This is a genomic window from Halohasta litchfieldiae (assembly GCF_002788215.1).
Taxonomy (GTDB): domain Archaea; phylum Halobacteriota; class Halobacteria; order Halobacteriales; family Haloferacaceae; genus Halohasta; species Halohasta litchfieldiae.
Genome location: NZ_CP024845.1, coordinates 1,749,888 through 1,769,007 on the forward strand (window position 1 = coordinate 1,749,888; position 19,120 = coordinate 1,769,007).

Consider the following 19,120-nt stretch of genomic DNA (forward strand, 5'->3'; position numbering starts at 1 on the left):
TAGGCCCAAGGTTTCAGATCTGAGGTTGTTTATATACTATCCCGAGATCGGCCTTCTCGCCTCTCAAACCGCTTGTTGAGAAGTTGCTTATGACCACGACGAAGTAGGACACTACAGGCTGACGAAGAAATATTGAGTTCGGTTGCAACATCACCGAGAGAGGCATCTCGGGGTGTATTGAAATATCTCATTTCTAATGCCGTTTTGAGCGCGTGTTCTTGCTTGCTCGTGAGTAGCGACTCGTCCTCCATCGATTGAAACTCTACTTCTTCAAAGAGGGATGTGAGTTCGAGCTCAATTAGATCATCAGAAATGTCAGTGAAAAACTGAGAGACGTTAGCACGGGTTGGGAACCGAAACTCGAATCTCCACTTCACATTGTCTCCTCGTGCGAACAGAAGGACACCGTCGTTACGGACAACACTGGAAATGAGTTTGTGTTCTTGTTTATCCCACTCTAATTTGTACAGTCTCCCATCGTCAAAATTTTCTACAATGGAGAGAGCTGTGACTTCAGGAAGAGACTTTGCAGTTTCTTCAAATAACTCATAGTTCGTACAGTTCCAAACAAAAATATACGGGAATGTCCCTTGGCGCATCGGCACAACCCGTTCGATCTCGATTTCGGCATTGGGCTGGTTTTCGATGCATTGACCGAGTGAAAGGCTGTTAGCCGGAGCAGAAAACGCAGCAATGATACTCATAGTAAATGGAGTACACTCTCTGCGAACGAAAGAGATGTTACCAGTTGTTGGCTCCGTTGCATCCGCAGAAGTCGATAGAACGGACATACAAGATGCAAAAGATCTGCATAGTAATACGAACCCGTCTATGTTTAGCGTGTGAATTTATCCCAGCCCCACATAATCGAGAAGAAAAATCTATTTTCGAATCTCTGTTTATAACGCTTCGGCGTAGGCTTCCAGCGTCTTCTCGATGTCCTCCTCGGTGTGGGCATACGAGACGAACTGGGATTCGAACTGGTTGGCCGTGAGGAACACGCCGCGGTCTTTCATCTCCTGCCAGAAGAGTCGCTCCCAGCGGTCGGTTTCGGCGTTGGCCACGTCAGCCCCAGTTTTCGGACAGGACTCGAAGTTCGGACAGTTGGGGTCCTGTCGACAGCCTGCGCCACACTGCTCGCCGCGCTCGGTCGCTCCATCACGCGTAAAGATCGTCTTGAACATGCTGTCGGTGCCGACGACCGTGTACTCGGGAGCCCGATCCGCGAGAATGTCGGTCAGCCCACTGCGGAGTTGCTCGGCCAGCGAGTTGATGTGGTCGTACACGTCGTGTTCGGCTGCGTATTCGAGGGTTGCCAGTCCGGCGGCCATCGTGACCGGGTGGCCCGAGAACGTCCCGGACTGGAATACATCGCCGGAGGGGGTGAAATGCTCGATGATATTCGACTTCCCGCCGATTGCGCCGACCGGGAACCCGCCGCCGACGATCTTGCCGAACGTCGTCAGATCCGGCGTCACGCCGAACTTACCCTGTGCGCACTGGAGGCCACCGACACGGAACCCGGTGATCACTTCGTCGAAGACCAGCAGCGAGCCGTAATCGTTGCAGAGTTCCCGGAGGGTTTCGTGGTAGCCGTCGACCGGCGTCACGATCCCCTTGTTACCAAGGATCGGCTCGACAAGCACCGCCGCGATATCGTCACCGTGGTCCTCGAACACGGTCCTGATCGCTTCGCTGTCGTTGAACGGCACGGGGAGAGTATGTTCAGCAAACGAGTGAGGGATGCCCGCGGTCGACGGTGAGGGATTGTCGGCATCGCCAGCGACGAGCGTCGACTCCTGGGCCCCGTGATAGCCGCCCTGCATGACGACGATCTTGTTGCGCTCGGTGTAGCCGCGAGCCAGCCGAACCGCCGACACCGTCGCTTCAGTACCGGAGTTGACGAACCGCACCATCTCCACGCTGGGAACGTGGCGGGCGACGAACTCCGCGAGTTCGACTTCGACCTCCGTGGGTGCGCCGTACATTGGCCCTGCCGAGGCATGAGATTGAATTGCCGACTGGACTGGCTCCGGGAGGTCGTGGCCATAGAGCAGTGGGCCGTATCCCATCACGTAGTCGACATACCGGTTGCCATCGGCATCGATGACGTGGGCTCCATCACCGCTGTCGACGAAAAACGGGTATGGCTGAGTGGCACGCACCGAGGAGTTGACGCCGCCGGGCATCACCGAGAGGGCCCGGTCGTACAGATCGCGGGAGCGTTCGTGGTTCATACCACGCGTTTCGACTCCCCGAACTTGTGCGTATCGGGATTTCGTGGGGTAAGTTGCGAGTAAGAGACTACTGGTCGTCGACTGGCTTGCGGGTCTGCTCGGGATGCTTAATAAATACGTTCGTGTGAGCCGGCACGTCATCGGTCACCCACGCGTTGGCTTCGATACTGACGTGGTCACCGATTGTGATCGGGCCGAGGATCTTACTTCCGGCTCCGATAACGACGTTGTCGCCGATATCCGGATGTCGTTTGTACCCCTTTTTCAGGGTCTGCTCGTCGTCTTCTTCCTCCTCGAAGTGGAGCGCACCAAGGGTAACTGCCTGGTAGAGCCGCACCCAGTCGCCGATTGTCGCGGTCTCGCCGATGACGACGCCGCTGCCATGGTCGATAAAAAAGTACTCGCCGATTTCAGCGCCGGGATGGATATCGATCCCGGTGGCGGTATGGGCGGCTTCGGCCAACTCACGGGCGTATGCCGGTTGAGATTCATCATAGAGGGCGTGGGCCACCCGGTGAACCATCATCGCGTGGAGGCCGGGATACGACCGGATGATCTCGACGTAGCTCGTGGCCGCCGGATCGCCCTTATATGCCGCCTCGACGTCCTGTTTCAACTGCTGTCGGATCGCCGGAAGTTCGTCGAGTACCGCCTCGACGGGCGTCGACAGACAGTCCGGACCGTAGGGTTGAATCCCATTACAGAAGTGGCCACCGAGTTCCTCCAGAGTCTCACGTAGTGCGGCTTCGTCGTCGACAATGTCGGCGGCGTTCCAGCAGCCCGGAAACAACAGCTTTCGAAGCAGTCGCGTCTCCTCAATAACGGTGTTTCGCTCCGGAAACGACGAGGACTGCCGGGTTCGAAACCGGCTGTCGTCGTCGGCATACGACGCGCGTAGCTCCATGTGTGCCGAACCAGTGTAGGTGTACTCCATCGCTCGTAGGTGGTTCTACCCTCTACATCCTCATAAGTCGCCGTCCAAAACGATGGGTTGCTGTCAAATATGGCGTCGACACTGCCGCGAGAGCAGTTAAATCGCCTCGGGACCCTCCTTTCCGGTCCGGACCTGGACTGCGTTCTCGACGTCTTGAACGAAGATCTTGCCGTCGCCGGGTTCGCCGGTGTAGGCGGCCTCCGCAAGCGCCTCGACTACGTCCTCGGCCGGCACATCCGCCACGGCACACTCGATTTTGACCTTTTTGTGGAGATCTATCGAATACTCCTTGCCCCGCCAACTCCCCTTTTTTTCGGGCTGGCTGCCCCGCCCCGAAACGTTGGAGACTGTCAACGACGCCGCGTTGATCTCGGCGAGGGCCGTCTTCGCGTCGCCCAGTTTTTCCGAGCGAATAATGGCAGTGACCATCTTGATACCACCATCGTTCGGCTCGCCGCCATCAGTTCGGAGTTCGGTATCGTCTGCTGTCGTCACGGATTGTGACTGTTCGTTCACAACGGGTACAAAGAAATGGATGAATATAGTCGTATGGTCTCACGCAATGCTACGATTGCGTACAGCGGGAGGCGGTGGCTGGGACGCTTAGATCGCGTCGACGCCGTCCTTCCCAGTACGGACCTGAATCGCGTTTTCGACGTCCATCACGAAGATCTTGCCATCGCCAGTCTCGCCGGTGTGGGCGGCCTCGGCGAGGGCGTCGACCACGTCCTCGGCGGGGACCTCGGCGACAGCGCACTCGATTTTGACCTTCTGATGGAGGTCGACCGTATACTCCTCGCCGCGCCAGCTACCTTTCTTGGCGGGCTGACTCCCTCGACCCGAAACGTTGGTGACGGTGAGGGATGCCGCACCGATTTCGGCGAGAGCCTCCTTTGCGGCCCCCAGTTTTTCGGGGCGAATGATGGCAGTAACCATCTTGATACCGCCGTCGTTCGGCTCCCCACCATCGGTTCGGAGCTGTGCGTCGTCCTGTTCGCTTTTCACAGCATATTCTGTGTGTTCGTCCACACAGCCACCAATGAAGTAGTGAACTATAGTAGTTATCGTCTCGATTTCTGTTGATAAAGAGGCCAGCGGCTGGTGAGCAGAATGCAGTCGACGAAACGAATCACAACGGGTGAAAAGTGAGTATGCCGCCCGTTGTGAGGTGGCTACAAGCAAGTATGTCAGTGGATGGAATCACCCGGTGTGGGTGGCCATTGGTCCATCGTCGGGGGGTGGTGTCTCCGAACGCGTTAGATTGCCTCCGGACCGTCGTTGCCGGTGCGGACCTGCACCGCGTTTTCGACGTCTTGGACGAAGATCTTGCCGTCGCCCGGCTCGCCGGTGTTGGCGGCGTCGCGGATCGCTGCAACGACGTCTTCTGCGGGCACATCTGCCACAGCACACTCGATTTTGACCTTCTGGTGGAGATCGACCGTGTACTCTTCGCCGCGCCAGCTGCCTTTCTTGGCGGGCTGGCTGCCACGGCCCGAGACGTTCGTGACCGTCAGCGAGGCGGCATTGATCTCGGCGAGGGCCTGTTTGACTGCGCCGAGTTTCTCGGGGCGGACGACCGAGGTGACCATCTTGATACCGCCGTCGTTCGGCTCGCCGCCGTCGGTTCGGATTTCGTACTCGTCTGCACTCATACCGTCGCCACCGTCGGTTGCGATCCGGTCGCCACCGAACTCTGGGTAGGTTTCGACGCCGTGTTCGGAGACGTCGAGGCCGTCCTGTTCGTGTTCAGGTGTGACGCGTGCCTCACCCATTGCCTTGAGGACGTACCAGACGATTGCGGTCGCGGTGAGCGTCCAGCCACCGATGATGACGACACCGGTTGCCTGTGCGATGAAGTGTGCGCCGACACTGTTGGTCAGTGCGCCGGGTGCCGCAACGAACGGGAACATCAGCGTTCCCAGCACACCTGCGCTACCGTGAACCGGGAAGACAGCACAGACGTCGTCGATTTTTAGCGTATCCGAGACGAACTCGAAGACGATTGGCAGTTGGGCTCCTGCGAGGCCGCCGACAAGGAAGGCACCCCACCAGACAGTCGTATCTGGGATGGCGGTGATGCCGACGAGACCTGCCAGCAGGCCGTTTGCGACGTACAGCGTGTCGACTTTGCCGGTTTTGGCCCACGCGACGAGTCCGGCACCGAGGCCACCGGAGGCCATCGCGATGGTCGTACTCATTGCGACGAGGTTCAGCACCTGCGTGTTGAACACGCCGTCACTGACTACAGATGCTGTGCCGACGTTGAAGCCGTACCAGCCGAACGCAAGCACGAGCGTCCCGAGAACGGCAAAGGTCAGCGAGTGGCCGGGGATGACGTTCGTCGAGCCATCCTCGGCGTAGCGGTCCATTCGTGGACCGAGGACTGCTGCAGCGGTGAGGCCGGCGATACCGCCCATTCCGTGGACGATCATCCCGCCGGCGAAGTCGTGGAACGCGGTTCCGGTAAGCTGCTGGACGAGACCGGTGTCAGCGGCTGACCACGTAAAGGCGATCACAACGGGGTAGATCACGGCTGCCAGCAGGAAGGTGTAGGTGACGTACGCGCGGAGTTTCGCGCGGCCGGCAACTGCTCCCGAAACGATGGTTGCGGCAGTCATGGCGAAGACGGCTCCGTACAGCCAGTTGACGTACGGACCAATCGTGCCTGCCTCGACTGCGAGCGTTCCATCGGCGAACAGTGTGCCAGCAACCGAAGCGAGGCCAGCATCTGAACCACTCAACAAACTACTGACTGCAGTACCAATGAGGAAAAACACCGTTACACCGAGACTCCACGTCAGGAGGTTCTTGGTGAGCTGGTTGGCGACGTTCTTCGAGCGCACTTGGCCCGCCTCCAACATGGCGAAGCCAGCGTGCATGAAGAAGATGAGGAACGTAACCACGAGAATCCATGTTCCGTTCATCGCGGCTGCGAACTCGGTCGGGTCGACCTGCAGGAGTGTGCTCATAGACACACCCCACTCGTTTCCTGCACCGTACGTTTACAATCGAACACCGTGTTGTGCTCCACGGGCATGGTTGTCATCGGAATCACGATTGAGCCTCATGGAATAGACGGATATAAGGTTAATCGTTGACGAATACGAAATTTTCGCCGTATTAATAGACGACTGTCAGAAATCAGAGTCAATAATATGTGTATAAGGTTGTATAGCCACCAGTTGTTCGGCAATATTCGCCGCACAAGTTGACATTCGTTTTGTAACAAAACTGCCACTACTCTCGACGCCGATAGATCGGTCGACGGTGCGCGTGTCGGCCAAAAAATCTCAAACAATCGAAAACAGTATACAGAACGGCTGTAGACAGTAAATCCGTTATTCGGGTTTCAGACCCGCACCTTTCACGCGCATCACGCCTTCACCGTCGGCGAGGTTGGGTGCGTCGACCAGTCGGACGATGCGTTTGTCGGCCTTGGACTTCCGGAGATAGATGCGGAACGTCGAGGTATGACCCAGAATGTTGCCACCGATAGGCTGGGTTGGGTCCCCGAAGTAGGAGTCAGGGTTGGCTGCGACCTGATTGGTGACCAGAATCGACGTATTGTACAGATCGCCGATTCGCATCAGATCATGCAGGTGTTTGTTCAGTTTCTGCTGGCGTTCGGCCAGCTCTCCACGGCCGACGTATTCGGCGCGGAAATGCGCGGTCAGGGAGTCGACACAGACCATCCGGACGGGCCACTCGCTGTCCTCGTGTTCGCCGGCGAGCTCCTTGGCCTTCTCCGCAAGCAGGATCTGGTGGTTGGAGTTGAACGCCTTGGCGACGTGGATGCGGTCGAGGAAGTCGCCGACCAGCGCTTCCATCGTCTCCTCGTCGTCGATGCTGCCTTCCATCCCGCGGTCTTCGAGGGTGGCCTCTAGGATCTCGTCGTCGAGTCCCCGGACCATATCGTCGATTCGCTCGGGACGGAACGTATCTTCGGTGTCGATGAAGATACAGGAGCCACGGAGCCCACCCTGTTCGGGCGGTAGCTGGACGTTGACTGCCATCTGGTGGGTGACCTGAGATTTGCCAGCGCCGAACTCGCCGTAGACTTCCGTTATGGACTGGGTTTCGATCCCGCCGCCGAGCAGCTCGTCGACTTCGTCGATCTGCCACGAGAGCTTGCCGATCGTTTCACGCCGTTCGAGAATGGTCTCGCCGGTCTCGAAGCCACCGATGTCGGCGGCATCACGGGCGGCGTTGATGATGTCCGAGGCGGTACTCGACCCGATGTCGGCGGTGTTCGACAGCTCGCCGGGTGAGGCGACCGCAATCGACTGATAGCTTTCGTAGCCTGCGTCGATCAGCTTGTCCGCCGTAGCCGGTCCAACTCCGGGAAGGGTTTCGAGTTCGTCGTCTGCCATTGTACACCGACTTTACTCGTTACCGCACATAAACCCTCGTTAACTGCAGGGTGAAAGTGAAACTAGAGCCGTCTCACGGGGCAGTCGGTCGACGGTGTCAGTTAAAAGAGCAGCTCGCAGATCAGTCCCACGGGTAGCCGCCGGGGCGGTCGGGCCACAGCGGATACCAGTAGCTTTCGTCGTCCTCGATCCCCAACTCGCCGTCGAGTACCGACTGGAGTTTGAACTCCGTCTTGCTATCGCGTTCGTGGTCACCTTTCGGGACGAATGGGTAGTAGGCCCCGCGGCGGAACGAGTAGATCCAGTAGGCGTGGTCGGTGCTGCTTTTGTCGAAGGCGAACACGGCAGCCAAGAGCCGGGAGCCGTACCCCTGTTCGATGAACGTATCGGCGGCGAAGTGGATGCTCGTCAGCAGATCCTCCGGATCATCGTCGTCGAGCACCACCCAGTTGTAGCCGTGATCATCGGCGTGGGAGTCGAAGGTGGTGCCGGTCTCTTCGGCACCGGCTTCCAGAATCGCTTCGACCTCCTCTACCATTGCACCGAAATCGGTACTGTCGACCGAGGAAAAACAGAGGGCGGCTTTCCCCGCGTTGTCGTACCCCAAATCGGCCTCCATCGTCACGTAGGCGGTCGACATCCCGAACAGATCCTCGGGGTCGGCATCCCGGGTGGCGTCGGCCTCGGCGCTGACCCCAAGTATCGACCGCACTACGACGACAAGCTTCAACCTCACGAGAGTTCGTCTCTCGGCGCTGACCCCAAGTATCGACCGCACCGTATCCATCAATCCCATACACAGTGGTTGGGTGCCGAGAATAAAATCCCCACCGTTGCAGTGGGCCGAAAACAGGTTTCAGATTCCCCGATTGTCGACTGAACCAGTCTGTTTTGGCTTCCAAAGCTCACATTACCACACTAATCCAGTAATCAAATCGGAGTATGGTGTCCATACCCTTGTACGCCGAGCCGGAACTACCGAGCAATGCCAGCCCCAGTAACACGCAGACAGGTAGTGGCCGGGCTGTCGACGGGTGGCGTGCTGTCGACGCTGGGCTGTCTCGGGGGCGACAGCCAGCGTCTCAGCCTCGGGGTCGGCCCGGTCGATAGTCGGAGCCACACGGCCGGCAAGGCGCTATCGGTTGCGGTCGACCAGCACGCCGAAGGAGTTTCCCTCAGCATCGAGTCGGTCAAGGGGGCGAGCCAACGCCTGTATGCGCTCAGCGAGGGCCAGTTCGACGCTGCAGCCGTCGACAACACGACGCTCTACCGCGCAATCGAGGGAACGGGCGTCTTCGATCTCGACGCAGTCGAAACGGTCCCCGCCCAGGGGTTCAGCTACGGCTGGCTCGATCACTACTGGCTGACCGCGAGCGACGCGGCGGCCGATCTCGAGTCGACTGCCGAGTTCAGCGAGGAGTTGACGGTGTATCCTGTCCAGCCGGGAATGTCGAGTCGACTGGTGACCGAACAGCTCCTCCGGGCGGCCGACCGCTGGGAAGGGATCGGGATCGACAACCGCCCCCGAACAGCGGTTCCGGCGGCCGTCGACGGCGGTGAAATCGATGTCGTCGCTGCAGTCGAACCCAGCGGTCAGAGGCTTGCAGCGTGGTGCCAACAGCTCGACGATCAGGTGGGCGACCGGCTTGGGGCACTCCCAGTCGGCGATGCCTTCGAGAGTGCCATCGAGAGCGCGCCGAACGCGGTCGGTGGCCAAATCGAGCCGACCGGCTGGGAGACTGCTCGGCTTCCGAGTGCAGTCGACGGCTGGCGACTCCCAATGCAGTGGCTCGTCTCGCCGGACGCAGACAGCGAGGCGGTGGCCGAACTCACGCGTCTCGCTGCCGACCACGCCGAGACGATCCGGTCGGTCGACGAACTGGCGGTCGCCCACTCGGAGCCGGACGCACTGGCCGCCGCCGTGATCGAGGATCAGCCGGTTCACGAGGGTGTCGCCACGGCGTTCAAAGCGCTTGATATCTGGGATGATGACTGGACGGAGACCGATGCAGTCGACTAAGCCCCACCGACGGAACGGCGAGGCGGTCGATGGGACAGTCGGTCGACTCGTCGTCGCCTGCGGTCGCTGGATCCGACTCCCCGTACTGCTTGTGTGGGTCGGCGTCTTGAGCTACAACAGATACCACTCGGTGACGGTGATTCCCTACACCGTCGGACTGGTCGGGGCTGCGGTCGGACTGACATTGGTGGCGGCACTGCTCGAAACTGATAGCGATGGCTCGGGGAGCCGGCTTATTCCAGCGACAGGGCAACGGTCGACGGCTGATCGACTCCTGCTTGTGGGCTGTCTGTTTGGACTCACGGCCGGAACCGCCGGGGTGGTCAGTGCCGCCGGTGGAATTCCGGCGAGCCAACCACAGTTTGCCGACTCCGCACTGCTCGCCGGCGCACTGGTAGTCGGCTCGCTGTTCGTCCTCGTCGGGCGGTGGTTCGGGCCAGTGGTGGCCGGCTTCGCGGTTGTCGGCATCGGTGTCGGCTGGCTCACGGCTCCCGCGGGGCTGCCGCTCATCGAGACGATGGTCTACGACAGTCGTGGGATCTACGGCTCGCTGACACAGGCCGCCGCCAGTTGGATCGCCCCCGCTTGTCTACTGACGGGGCTCTGGCGAACCAGTGGGACCGTCGACCGGCTTCGGACGTTGGTACCGACGATTGCCGTCGACGCGCCGTCGACTGAGTGGCCCGAACGGCTCAGTCGCGGGCTCTGGCAGCTAACCCCACCTGTGGGAGTTGCAACCCTGCTCATCGCATGGCTGGCCCCTGCGGTGAGCTATCTGCAAGTAGTTGCTGTGGCGGCGGTTCCGGCCGCCGTCTGCTGGCTCGGAGTGATCGTGGCCGGTCGACTCGCAGGGACGCCAATCGAGTTCACGCGGGGAGACTCGGTCGACTGGCGAGCATGGAGTGGGCCACTGCTCCTCGCTGGCGGGCCACTCGTGGTGATGGCCGCCCTGCTCGTGGTGGCTCGACTGCCGCTGGGGACGGTGCTGCTGGCGGGGAACCTGCTGGCTATCGGACTCTGTGTGCTGGGGCCACTCGGTGGATTCGGCACGGGCGACGGTGCCAGTGGGCGGCTCCGAACCGGCATCGGGACGGTTCTAGATGGCTCGGCTGTTGGACTGGGATTGTTCGCGCGCGTGGCAGTCCTGCTCGCAGTGGTCGGTGGGATCACCGTGGTGATACAGACCGCGCTGTCGACGTGGCTGGTGTCGTCGTTGTTGTGGCTCTCGGGTCGAACCCTGCTGGCCGTCGTCGTCCTCGGTGGCTGTTGTGTGGGACTCGGGGTGACGCTCCCGGTAGTCGCGGGGTACGCCACTGGCGCGGTGGTAGTCGTGCCGCTGTTCGTGACGCTGACAACAGTGTCGGAACTCACAGCCCACCTGGTGGTCTGGTATGCAGTGGTCGGCGGTTGGCTGGTGGCTCCGGCAGTCGACCAGCAGCTCCGGCGGCTTGGTGATCAGTGGTAATAGTCGACGGATCGTCGGTCGACGCCTCGCAGTCGTTATGCGGGGGCCAGCCGTGGTTCCGGCTGTGAGTAGTGCTACCGTCCAGTAGACAAAGGTTACAATCCGAGAGACCGAGACCCCAGACAATGTGGCCGCTTGGACACGCCGCCGTCGCCTATCTCTGTTATACTGGTCTCTGTCGGGCCGAGAATCGACTCCCGGAATCACTCGCCGTCGTCGCCCTGCTGATCGGGAGTCAGACGCCCGATCTGGTCGACAAGCCGCTGTCGTGGTATCTGGGCGTCCTCCCGACCGGCCGGAGCCTCGCCCACTCTCTGCTGGTGCTCGGTCCGCTCATTGGAGTCGTCTATCTCCTTGCAGCACGCTCGGGGCGGGCGGAGTACGGTATCGCCTTCAGTATCGGGGCGCTGTCGCATTTGCTGGCCGACAGCCTGCCGGCGTTGTGGGGTGGCACCGACGGCTCGTATCTATTGTGGCCTCTCCTTGCGGTCGAGCCGTACGAAAGCGGCCCGCCCTCGATCCTCGCTTTGTTCACCGAATCGCTCGGCCAGCCGTACTTCCTCGCGGAGTTCGTTCTCGCAGGGCTCGCAGTCGCCGTCTGGCAGCGTGATGGTTATCCGGTACTAAGCGCGATCCGTCGTCGACTCGCTCGCGGAGTTCAGTAGCGGTCGACAGTACCCGTTTGAGCCACCATACCGTCCGTGTCGTGGTGTGGTAAGACCCACTCGGTGACCGACATTCTTATACTACTGATCTACTGTTCTTCGTCACTAAATGGGGCTTACTCGGCGACAGTTGCTTGCGTCGACTGGTGGCGGGGCGATCCTCGGAGCCGCCTCCTACGACGCCGTGGTCGGTGATCAGGCCGGCCCGTCCACTGCGAGCACGGCCGTCGACGCCACCGCTGGAGAGACCACAACAGCGGCCATCGCAGCGGCGGATGTAGATGTCTTTCTGATCGGTGGGCAGTCGAACGCGACCGGACATGGAAACAGCGAGGAGTCGCCGCAACCGCCGCCGGGAACCGCCTTCGAGTACGTCCCACACGGTGGGCTCGAACCGCTTGCCGATCCGGTTGGCGAAGCGAGATCCGGGAGTGCATGGCCGGCGTTTGCCGAGCGATACTGGACGACGAGCGGTCGACACGCAGTGTACGTCCCGGCGTCAATCGGGGGGACGTCCGTCCATCCGGCTGCAAACGACAACTGGTGGTCACAGTCCGGACTACTGTTGTATCGCGCTATCGGTCGACTCCGGAGTGCGATTGTGAACCTGAAACTGGCCGAGATAACGCCGAATTTCGGTGGCATGCTGTGGCATCAGGGCGAAACCGATGCCGGGGCCATCGACAATGAGATCATCGATCCAGTCGACTTCCGGCAGGCATTCGAGACCATGATCGCGCGGTATCGGCAGGAGGTCGACGACCCCCAAGCCCCGTTTTATCTCTTTCAGCTCGGTCGACGGAGCGATGGCGATACCGCCGGTTTTCAGCACGTGCGACGGATTCAACGGGAGGTTGCTGCGTCCGATCCCAATGCGTGGCTCGTCTTCGATGACGCCGTGTCGTTCCCCGAATCCGGGAAGATGGGAGACAGGCTCCACTACAATCAGGATGGGCTCAACGAAATGGGGACCGGCGGCGGGCAACGGGTTGCCGAGATACAGGGCGAGTAACCGGGCGAGTTACTGATCGTTCATCGCTTCGCTGGCGATGTTGCGACCGCGGGAGTTGAGCGTCACCTCTCTGCGGACCCGAACCTCGTCGACGATGTCGAGTTCGACGAGGCGCTCGAAGATCTCTTCGACGGTGTCGACATCCTTGCCGATGAAGGCCGGAATCTCGAACGGCGAGACGCCGGAGTAGAGCGCCATCAGCACTTCCTTATCGGCTTCCGAGAGGTCGGCGTTGGTCTGACTCCGCCGTTCGCCCTCCGCGAGGAAGGATTTGAGGAACATACAGATCCGTTTGGGGCCGGTGAGGTGGGTCTGAACGCTGGTGTCGCCCTCGACGTGGGAGACCTGAATAACGACTTTCTTCTCGCCGTTGACGGTTCGCTGGTCGGTTTCGACGCCGCTGATGTCGTCGAGATCCAGCCGAACGAACTCGCCGCTTTTGAGGGCCGCCGCAATGGCGTCGTCCTCGACTTTGAGCCGGGCTTTCTGCCATTCGGTATCTTGGACGACACCGCCGGCGACCGCAGGGTGTTTGGCCTGAGCGATCTTCTGGTCGAGAACGGCCTCATAGACGGCTGTTTGAAACTCCTCGTGGTCCGACGCCGAGACCAGCATCACGTCGTTGTCGACTTTGAGACTGAGATAGCTCGACACGGCCGCAATGTTCTGATTTGGATCGTGTCGACCACCCAACCCTTCGATCTTCGACAAGGGGATGGTCCGCTTGCCCTCATTGCTTGCGACGATGATGCGACGGTTCGACAGGAGGATACGGCCCTGTGACCACGAGACGTCGTTGATGGACCGGCCATCTTTGACCGCCTGTGCGAACCGCCCCTTCGTATCAAGTATCTTGTACTCGCCTTCACTCATGATTGTTCAGCCCCCCGGACAGTTATTCGTGACAGACCATTGGGGTGGGGGTGTCTTAGTGTTCACTGTCGACCTCGGAACTTTGACACCGCAGCGAACGCGCGCTTGCGGACCTGCTTGCTGTCGTCTTCGGTCAGTTTCTTTATTTTGTCGCCCGACCGCTCGCCGCCGACCTGACCGAGGACGTAAACGGCCTGTGCGCGGGCATCGTCGTCTTTGCTGTCGTCGACGAACTCCAGCAGTTCGTCTTCGACGTCCTCGCCGCCCATCTCGGCGAGACTGGTCGCCGCGAACTGGGAGGTCTGGTTGTCCTCGCTTTCGAGCGCATCGGTGAGGACGCCGATTGTCTCCGACTCGGGATCGCTGACGACTCGCCCGAGGAACCACGCGGCGTTCCGCTGTTGTCGACGCTGGGTACTCTCGTCGAGAATGTCGACCAGCGGCTTGATGGTGGCGGCGTCGGCGTCTTTCAGCTCCGAAACCACCGTTTCACGGATCTGGTGGCTTTGTTGGGTCGGCGCGTTCGACAGCAGTTCGATGATCGAAAACACGGCGGCGCTCCGAACCGCCGAACTCTCGTCGCCCAGCGCATCGGCCAGCGGCTGGACGGCCTCGACGCTGCCGGCCTCGCCCAGCGAGGAGGCCGCCACCCGGCGGATCGACGTGTTGGTGTCGTCGAGCATATCCAGCAGTGCGGCCAGTGCCTGATCAGTGCCGATAGAGGCGAGTGCGACTGCGGCCTCGCGGCGAACCTCGCCGTGGGGGTCCGACAGCCGCTCGATCAGCGCCGGCACCGCCTTCGGGTGATCCAATCGGGCCAGCGCCGCACAACACCGAACCCGGACTTTCGGATTCTCATCGGAAAGCTGGTTGACGAGGGAGGGTACAGCCGATGTCTCGCCGAGCGTGCCGAGGGCGCTGGCGGCGGCCATTCGGAGCTCGGGGACATCCGACGAGAGAGCGTTGGCGAACTTCTTTGCGGTCGCCCACGCCGCACCGTCCTGGATCTTCGAGCCGGTGATTTTGACCAACAGCTGTTCGACGGCCTCGGAGCCGATATCGTCGAGTCCCTCGACCGCCGCCGCCCGTACCTCCTCGTTGTCGTCAGTCACTGATACCGAGACCAACGTCTCGACGGCGTCGGTGTCGCCGCTGTTGGCGACCTCGCCGAGCAGTTTGGCCGACCGGACCCGAACCGCCGTGCTGTCGCTTTCCAGCAGGAGGTCGCGGATCCCCTCGACATCGCCGTCACGAGCGAGATGATACAGGGACATAGACTACGTATGCTCCGGGGTATATTTGTATATTCGACATCGTTTACTGACCGGCTCGAAGTCGCCGCGGATCTCCTGTGGTACCGTCTCGGTCATGCCGACGACGAGATAGCCACCCTCGTTCAACGAATCGGTCAGCGTGTCGAACACCGGCAGTTTGTACTCGCTGTCGATGTAGATCAACAGGTTCCGACAGAAGATCAGGTCGTAGTTCCGTTTCGGCCCGTCTTGGACGAGGTCGTGGCGCTCGAAGTCGATCTGTCGACGGATCTCGGGTTTGACCGTGAACTCGTTGTCCTCGACGTCGACGTACCGTTCGGGATGGTCGAGCAGACTCAACTCCTCGCCGATATCGGTCGTTCGCGTCGTGTTGTACATCCCCTTGCGAGCACTTTCAAGCGCCTCGTCGCTGATATCGGTCCCGAGTACCGAGAGACGGGATTCGTCGATCTTTCGGTCGTCTATCGCCAGCATGTACATCGAGTACGGCTCCCGGCCGTCCGCACAGGGGGCGCTCCAAGCTTTGACCGAGCGGTTGTTCTCGGTCAACTCCTGAAGGACCGGTCTGAGCTCCTCCCACATCTTCCCGTTGCGGAAGAAGTTGGTGACGTTGATCGTCAACGAATCCATCAGCGACTCCTTTTCGCTGGGATCGTTTTGCAGCACCGAGAGGTAGTCGTCGTACTCCTCGACGTCTTGGCGGCGCATCCGGGCGCTGATCCGGCGGTTGAGATACGCCTCGTTGTAGTACTCCGGCTCGAAGTCGACTTCGTCTTGGATATGCCGGACCACCCGCATGAAGCCCGCGTTGTCTGTTGTATTACTCATAAGGTCACCACATCTAGCACCGCCACCACATCACCATCGCCGAGGACGGCCGTGCCACTCAGCCCCGGAATGCCACTCAGGACGCCCTCAAGCGGTTTGACGACGACCTCTTCTTGGTCAATGACCTGATCGCAGTGGAGTGCGACTTTGCGTTTTTCGTCTCTGATCCGCAACAACATCCCGTCGCCGTTGACCGAACTTGGCTCGTCCAACACGTCGCTGAGACGGAGCACCGGGTAGATATCGTCGTCGTGTTTGATGATCTCCTTGCCCGTCGTCATGCTGATATTCTTCGCACGAGTCACCTCGGCGATATTCTTGACGGGAATCCCGTACTCGGTGCCACCGACCTCGACGAACATCACTTTGACAATCGCGACTGTCACCGGTAGGCGGAGCCTAACCACGGTTCCTTCGCCGAGTTCGCTGTCGACGCTGACCGTGCCGTCGAGCTGTTTGACCGTGTTGTGGACGACGTCCATCCCGACACCGCGGCCACTGACGTCGGTGACCTCCTCGGTCGTCGAGAAGCCGGGATGGAAGATGAGTTCGTAGATCTCCTGTTCGTCCATCAGCTCCAGTTCGTTTTCGGTTTTGACCCCCTTTTCGAGGGCTTTGTCCTTGAGCATCTCCGGATCAAGGCCGCCACCGTCGTCGGCTACCTCGATGGTGACGTGGTCACGCTCGCGTGTCGCGGTCAGCGACACCGAGCCGGTCGGGGATTTGCCGAGCTCCTCTCGTTTCTCAGGCGGCTCGATCCCGTGGTCGACCGAGTTCCGCAGAATGTGAATCAGGGGGTCCCGAATCTCGGTGAGGATGGTTCGGTCGAGTTCGATATCCTCGCCGGAGACACTGAAGTTGACCTGTTTGCCGGTCTCACGGGCCACATCCCGGACGAGCCGTGGGAAGGTGTCGACGATCTTCGAGAGGGGAATTAGCCGCATATCCATCGCCGTGTTCTGGAGATTAGCGGTGATCTTGTCGAGTTCGTCGAGATTGTCCGAATCCATCCCCGCGGCCTCCATCTCCCGGCGGAGTTTGATCCGGCTCGTAACGAGCTGTTCGACGAGACTGTACAGTTCGTCGAGCTGGTCGACGTCGACCCGAACGGAGGCGATGTTGGTGCCGTCCTTTTTCGAGCGGTTGGGTGTCGACCGGCCACCCGAGTCGTCAGACTCATTGTCGCCGTCCTCGGACTCGTCTGACTCATCGGTCGACTGACTCTCCGTCTCGCTGTCGTCAGCCTCGGTCTCGTCGGTGGCGTCATCGTCGTCAGCTGACTGGGTGACGCCGATTTCGGCAGCCGCCGAGGCGGTCATCGGTTCGTCGACGAGCGCCGTGATCTGTGTGACAGTAACCGACTCGACCTTGCTGAGTGAACTCAGTCCGCTTTGGATCGCTTCCTGTGAGGAGTCGATCAGATACAGGTCGAACGTCTCCTCGAACTCGCCGTCCTCGACGGTTTCGCGGTCTGGATCGGTGATAAACGAGTCGTAGGCATCGTCGAGTGCTTGCAGCACGAAGATGGCGTCGACGCCCTGCATCGCCGAATCGCCAAGCCCGACGGTGGCACGGAACACCGCATGTCCGGTGTCGAGTTCTACCTCGGCCAGTGCTTCGGGGAGTTCGATATCCTCAGCCGGCTCCTCGTCGGCTTCGCCATCGTCGACGCTGGACTCGTCAGGATCGTCGGAGTCGTCAGCGTCGCCAGCGTCGTTAGCATCGTCAGCGGTATCGCTGGCGGCGTCAGCGGTTGTTTCAGCAGTATCGTCGGTCGACGTCGTCGACCCACTGTCGCTAGCGTCGCCGCCCGCGCCGGGGATCTCACCAGTTTCAATCAGCTCTCGCAGATCGGCTTCGATCCCCGAGGCGTCGAGATCAGTGTCGCCCTCGTCGGCGATATCGTCGACCATCGCCCCGAGGTAGTCGACGCCGTCGAACAGCAGATCCATCAGATCCGGCGTGATCTCGATGTCGCCATCACGGATCTCGTCGAGGAGATCCTCCATCTCGTGGGCGAGGTTGCTGACCGAATCGTACCCCATCGCCGCGCCGTTGCCTTTTAAGGTGTGAGCCGTGCGGAAGATCGAGTCCATCGCCTCGGCGTCGTTGGGGTCGGATTCGAGCGCCAACAGCGCGTTGTTGAGCTCGGTGATCCCCTCCTCGCTTTCGGCGACGAACGCCTTCCTGTGTTCGTCACTCATTTAGACCAACTCCCGGATTGTTGCTGCGACGTCATCGAGATGAACGACGGAGTCGATACATCCGGCTTCGACTGCTCGTTTCGGCATTCCATAAATAACACAGCTCTCCTCGTTTTGGGCAATCGTTGGACCACCGGTCTCTTGGATCGCACAGATCCCCTCCGCACCATCGGCCCCCATCCCAGTGAGGATGACCCCCGTAAGCGGGTCAGTGATCGTTTCGGCTGCCGATTCCATCGTGACGTTGACTGCGGGCATCACCGAGTGGCCCAGATCGTCGTCAATCAGGCCGACCCTGACTCGACCGTTTCGGTAGCCCGTGATCTCCAGGTGTTTCCCACCACGGGCAACCAGCACTTCGCCAGCCCCGATTCGGGCCCCATCGCCGGCTTCGCGGACATCGTACTCGCTTGTTGCCGCATCGAGGCGGTCGGCGAACCGCGAGGTGAACGCTTCGGGCATATGCTGGACGATAATCACCCGACAGTCGCCACCCGGTAGCTCGCTCATTACCTGCTCGACCGCGTTCGGCCCACCCGTCGACGATCCAATAACGACCGTCCGAGTGTCGTCGAAGGCGTTACTGTCGGTCGACGAGGTGCCACCCGGTCCATCCGGCGTCGACGTCTGGGTTGCGGCCGCAGTCGCCGACTGTTCGGCACGGTTGGCCTGCTTGAGATCGGCGTCGGCGACCGTCCGAATGGTTTCGAGCAGCTGATCGCCGAGCCGCGAGACCTCCATCGACACCTCGCCGCCGGGTTTGGCGAAGAAGTCGACCGCCCCCTTTTCGAGCGCCTCGAAGGTGACTTCCGCATCGTCGTCGGTGTAGGCGCTCAACATGAGCACGGGTGTCGGCTGGTCGGCCATGATTCGCTCGACAGCTTCGATCCCGTTCATCCGCGGCATTTCGAGGTCCATCGTCACCACGTCCGGCTGTTTGTCGGCGATGACCTCCAGGGCCTCCACGCCGTCTTTGGCCTCGCCAACGACCGGAATCCCACCCTCATCGAGGAGATCGGTAATCAACCCACGCATAAACCGTGAGTCGTCGACCACAACCGTCCGTGGCTTACGCATCACCACCACCTACGGGGTCGGACAGAGAGCCGATGCTCCCCGGCCGACGCTCAGTTCGCGTTGGCTTACACCACATTGCAGATGAATACTAAAACGCCGAGAATAAACCCACCGACCCGAAAATCATGGCTGATAATTTATTGAACAGAGTTAACTATCGA

General features: G+C 60.5%; 15 protein-coding genes and 2 pseudogenes. 4 read left to right on the forward strand and 13 right to left on the reverse strand.

The features are described from left to right. Positions 1–29 precede the first annotated feature (29 nt). The 8 genes and pseudogenes from HALTADL_RS08875 to pspAB all read right to left on the reverse strand — a co-directional run bounded on the left by HALTADL_RS08875 (position 30) and on the right by pspAB (position 8,271). A complete protein-coding gene (locus tag HALTADL_RS08875; RefSeq protein ID WP_162551704.1) occupies positions 30–704 on the reverse strand; it encodes a helix-turn-helix domain-containing protein in 675 nt (224 codons plus the stop codon). 195 nt (positions 705–899) lie between these two features. Further along, on the reverse strand, positions 900–2,237 hold the full coding sequence (gene hemL / locus HALTADL_RS08880; protein ID WP_089670646.1) for a glutamate-1-semialdehyde 2,1-aminomutase: 1,338 nt from the start codon (positions 2,235–2,237) through the stop codon (positions 900–902). 67 nt (positions 2,238–2,304) lie between these two features. After that, on the reverse strand, positions 2,305–3,171 hold the full coding sequence (epsC, locus tag HALTADL_RS08885) for a serine O-acetyltransferase EpsC (protein WP_089670645.1): 867 nt from the start codon (positions 3,169–3,171) through the stop codon (positions 2,305–2,307). A gap of 96 nt (positions 3,172–3,267) precedes the next feature. Continuing rightward, a pseudogene (locus HALTADL_RS08890) lies at positions 3,268–3,651 on the reverse strand (P-II family nitrogen regulator); the annotation flags it as partial. Positions 3,652–3,774: 123 nt separating this feature from the next. Then, positions 3,775–4,152: pseudogene (locus HALTADL_RS08895) on the reverse strand (P-II family nitrogen regulator); the annotation flags it as partial. A 275-nt stretch (positions 4,153–4,427) separates the two neighbouring features. Further along, positions 4,428–6,140, reverse strand: coding sequence for an ammonium transporter (locus HALTADL_RS08900; protein WP_089670644.1), 1,713 nt, complete (start codon positions 6,138–6,140; stop codon positions 4,428–4,430). A gap of 369 nt (positions 6,141–6,509) precedes the next feature. Beyond that, positions 6,510–7,541, reverse strand: a complete 1,032-nt coding sequence (gene radA, locus HALTADL_RS08905; protein ID WP_089670643.1) for a DNA repair and recombination protein RadA — start codon at positions 7,539–7,541, stop codon at positions 6,510–6,512. Positions 7,542–7,662: 121 nt separating this feature from the next. Beyond that, the gene (gene pspAB / locus HALTADL_RS08910) at positions 7,663–8,271 is read right to left on the reverse strand and encodes a PspA-associated protein PspAB (RefSeq protein WP_089670771.1); all 609 of its coding nucleotides are present in this window, start codon (positions 8,269–8,271) and stop codon (positions 7,663–7,665) included. A 255-nt stretch (positions 8,272–8,526) separates the two neighbouring features. Here pspAB and HALTADL_RS08915 point away from each other — a divergent pair, with 255 nt between their 5' ends. The 4 genes from HALTADL_RS08915 (at position 8,527) to HALTADL_RS08930 (ending at position 12,703) form a co-directional block, all read left to right on the forward strand. Next, complete coding sequence (locus HALTADL_RS08915; protein ID WP_143054102.1) at positions 8,527–9,561, forward strand: TAXI family TRAP transporter solute-binding subunit; 1,035 nt, start codon at positions 8,527–8,529, stop codon at positions 9,559–9,561. Continuing rightward, complete coding sequence (locus HALTADL_RS08920) at positions 9,548–11,026, forward strand: hypothetical protein (RefSeq protein ID WP_089670641.1); 1,479 nt, start codon at positions 9,548–9,550, stop codon at positions 11,024–11,026. The genes HALTADL_RS08915 and HALTADL_RS08920 overlap by 14 nt, the downstream gene beginning before the upstream one ends. 125 nt (positions 11,027–11,151) lie before the next feature. Next, positions 11,152–11,691 (forward strand): metal-dependent hydrolase, encoded by a 540-nt coding sequence (locus tag HALTADL_RS08925; protein ID WP_089670640.1) that lies wholly within the window; start codon positions 11,152–11,154, stop codon positions 11,689–11,691. 109 nt (positions 11,692–11,800) lie between these two features. Continuing rightward, a complete protein-coding gene (locus HALTADL_RS08930) occupies positions 11,801–12,703 on the forward strand; it encodes a sialate O-acetylesterase (RefSeq protein WP_089670639.1) in 903 nt (300 codons plus the stop codon). Between the two features lie 9 nt (positions 12,704–12,712). On the opposite strand, the gene HALTADL_RS08935 is transcribed toward HALTADL_RS08930, so the two are convergent. The 5 genes from HALTADL_RS08935 to cheB form a co-directional block, all read right to left on the reverse strand. After that, entirely contained in the window at positions 12,713–13,576 is an 864-nt protein-coding gene (locus HALTADL_RS08935) for a CheF family chemotaxis protein (protein ID WP_089670638.1), read from the reverse strand. A 62-nt stretch (positions 13,577–13,638) separates the two neighbouring features. Further along, positions 13,639–14,850 (reverse strand): HEAT repeat domain-containing protein, encoded by a 1,212-nt coding sequence (locus HALTADL_RS08940; protein WP_089670637.1) that lies wholly within the window; start codon positions 14,848–14,850, stop codon positions 13,639–13,641. A gap of 3 nt (positions 14,851–14,853) precedes the next feature. Then, entirely contained in the window at positions 14,854–15,678 is an 825-nt protein-coding gene (locus HALTADL_RS08945; RefSeq protein ID WP_089670636.1) for a CheR family methyltransferase, read from the reverse strand. Next, the gene (locus HALTADL_RS08950) at positions 15,675–17,882 is read right to left on the reverse strand and encodes a chemotaxis protein CheA (protein ID WP_089670635.1); all 2,208 of its coding nucleotides are present in this window, start codon (positions 17,880–17,882) and stop codon (positions 15,675–15,677) included. The genes HALTADL_RS08945 and HALTADL_RS08950 overlap by 4 nt, the downstream gene beginning before the upstream one ends. Then, entirely contained in the window at positions 17,883–18,959 is a 1,077-nt protein-coding gene (cheB, locus tag HALTADL_RS08955) for a chemotaxis-specific protein-glutamate methyltransferase CheB (protein ID WP_089670634.1), read from the reverse strand. It abuts the gene before it with no gap. Positions 18,960–19,120: the final 161 nt, after the last annotated feature.

Bases quoted from the DNA above. Each gene is read 5' to 3' on its own strand.
- HALTADL_RS08930 (WP_089670639.1), top strand. From the start codon at position 11,801: ATGGGGCTTACTCGGCGACAGTTGCTTGCGTCGACTGGTGGCGGGGCG.
- HALTADL_RS08940 (WP_089670637.1), bottom strand. From the start codon at position 14,850: ATGTCCCTGTATCATCTCGCTCGTGACGGCGATGTCGAGGGGATCCGC.
- HALTADL_RS08915 (WP_143054102.1), top strand. From the start codon at position 8,527: ATGCCAGCCCCAGTAACACGCAGACAGGTAGTGGCCGGGCTGTCGACG.
- HALTADL_RS08900 (WP_089670644.1), bottom strand. From the start codon at position 6,140: ATGAGCACACTCCTGCAGGTCGACCCGACCGAGTTCGCAGCCGCGATG.
- HALTADL_RS08945 (WP_089670636.1), bottom strand. From the start codon at position 15,678: ATGAGTAATACAACAGACAACGCGGGCTTCATGCGGGTGGTCCGGCAT.
- HALTADL_RS08925 (WP_089670640.1), top strand. From the start codon at position 11,152: ATGTGGCCGCTTGGACACGCCGCCGTCGCCTATCTCTGTTATACTGGT.
- HALTADL_RS08950 (WP_089670635.1), bottom strand. From the start codon at position 17,882: ATGAGTGACGAACACAGGAAGGCGTTCGTCGCCGAAAGCGAGGAGGGG.
- hemL (WP_089670646.1), bottom strand. From the start codon at position 2,237: ATGAACCACGAACGCTCCCGCGATCTGTACGACCGGGCCCTCTCGGTG.
- radA (WP_089670643.1), bottom strand. From the start codon at position 7,541: ATGGCAGACGACGAACTCGAAACCCTTCCCGGAGTTGGACCGGCTACG.
- cheB (WP_089670634.1), bottom strand. From the start codon at position 18,959: ATGCGTAAGCCACGGACGGTTGTGGTCGACGACTCACGGTTTATGCGT.
- HALTADL_RS08875 (WP_162551704.1), bottom strand. From the start codon at position 704: ATGAGTATCATTGCTGCGTTTTCTGCTCCGGCTAACAGCCTTTCACTC.
- HALTADL_RS08920 (WP_089670641.1), top strand. From the start codon at position 9,548: ATGCAGTCGACTAAGCCCCACCGACGGAACGGCGAGGCGGTCGATGGG.
- HALTADL_RS08935 (WP_089670638.1), bottom strand. From the start codon at position 13,576: ATGAGTGAAGGCGAGTACAAGATACTTGATACGAAGGGGCGGTTCGCA.
- epsC (WP_089670645.1), bottom strand. From the start codon at position 3,171: ATGGAGTACACCTACACTGGTTCGGCACACATGGAGCTACGCGCGTCG.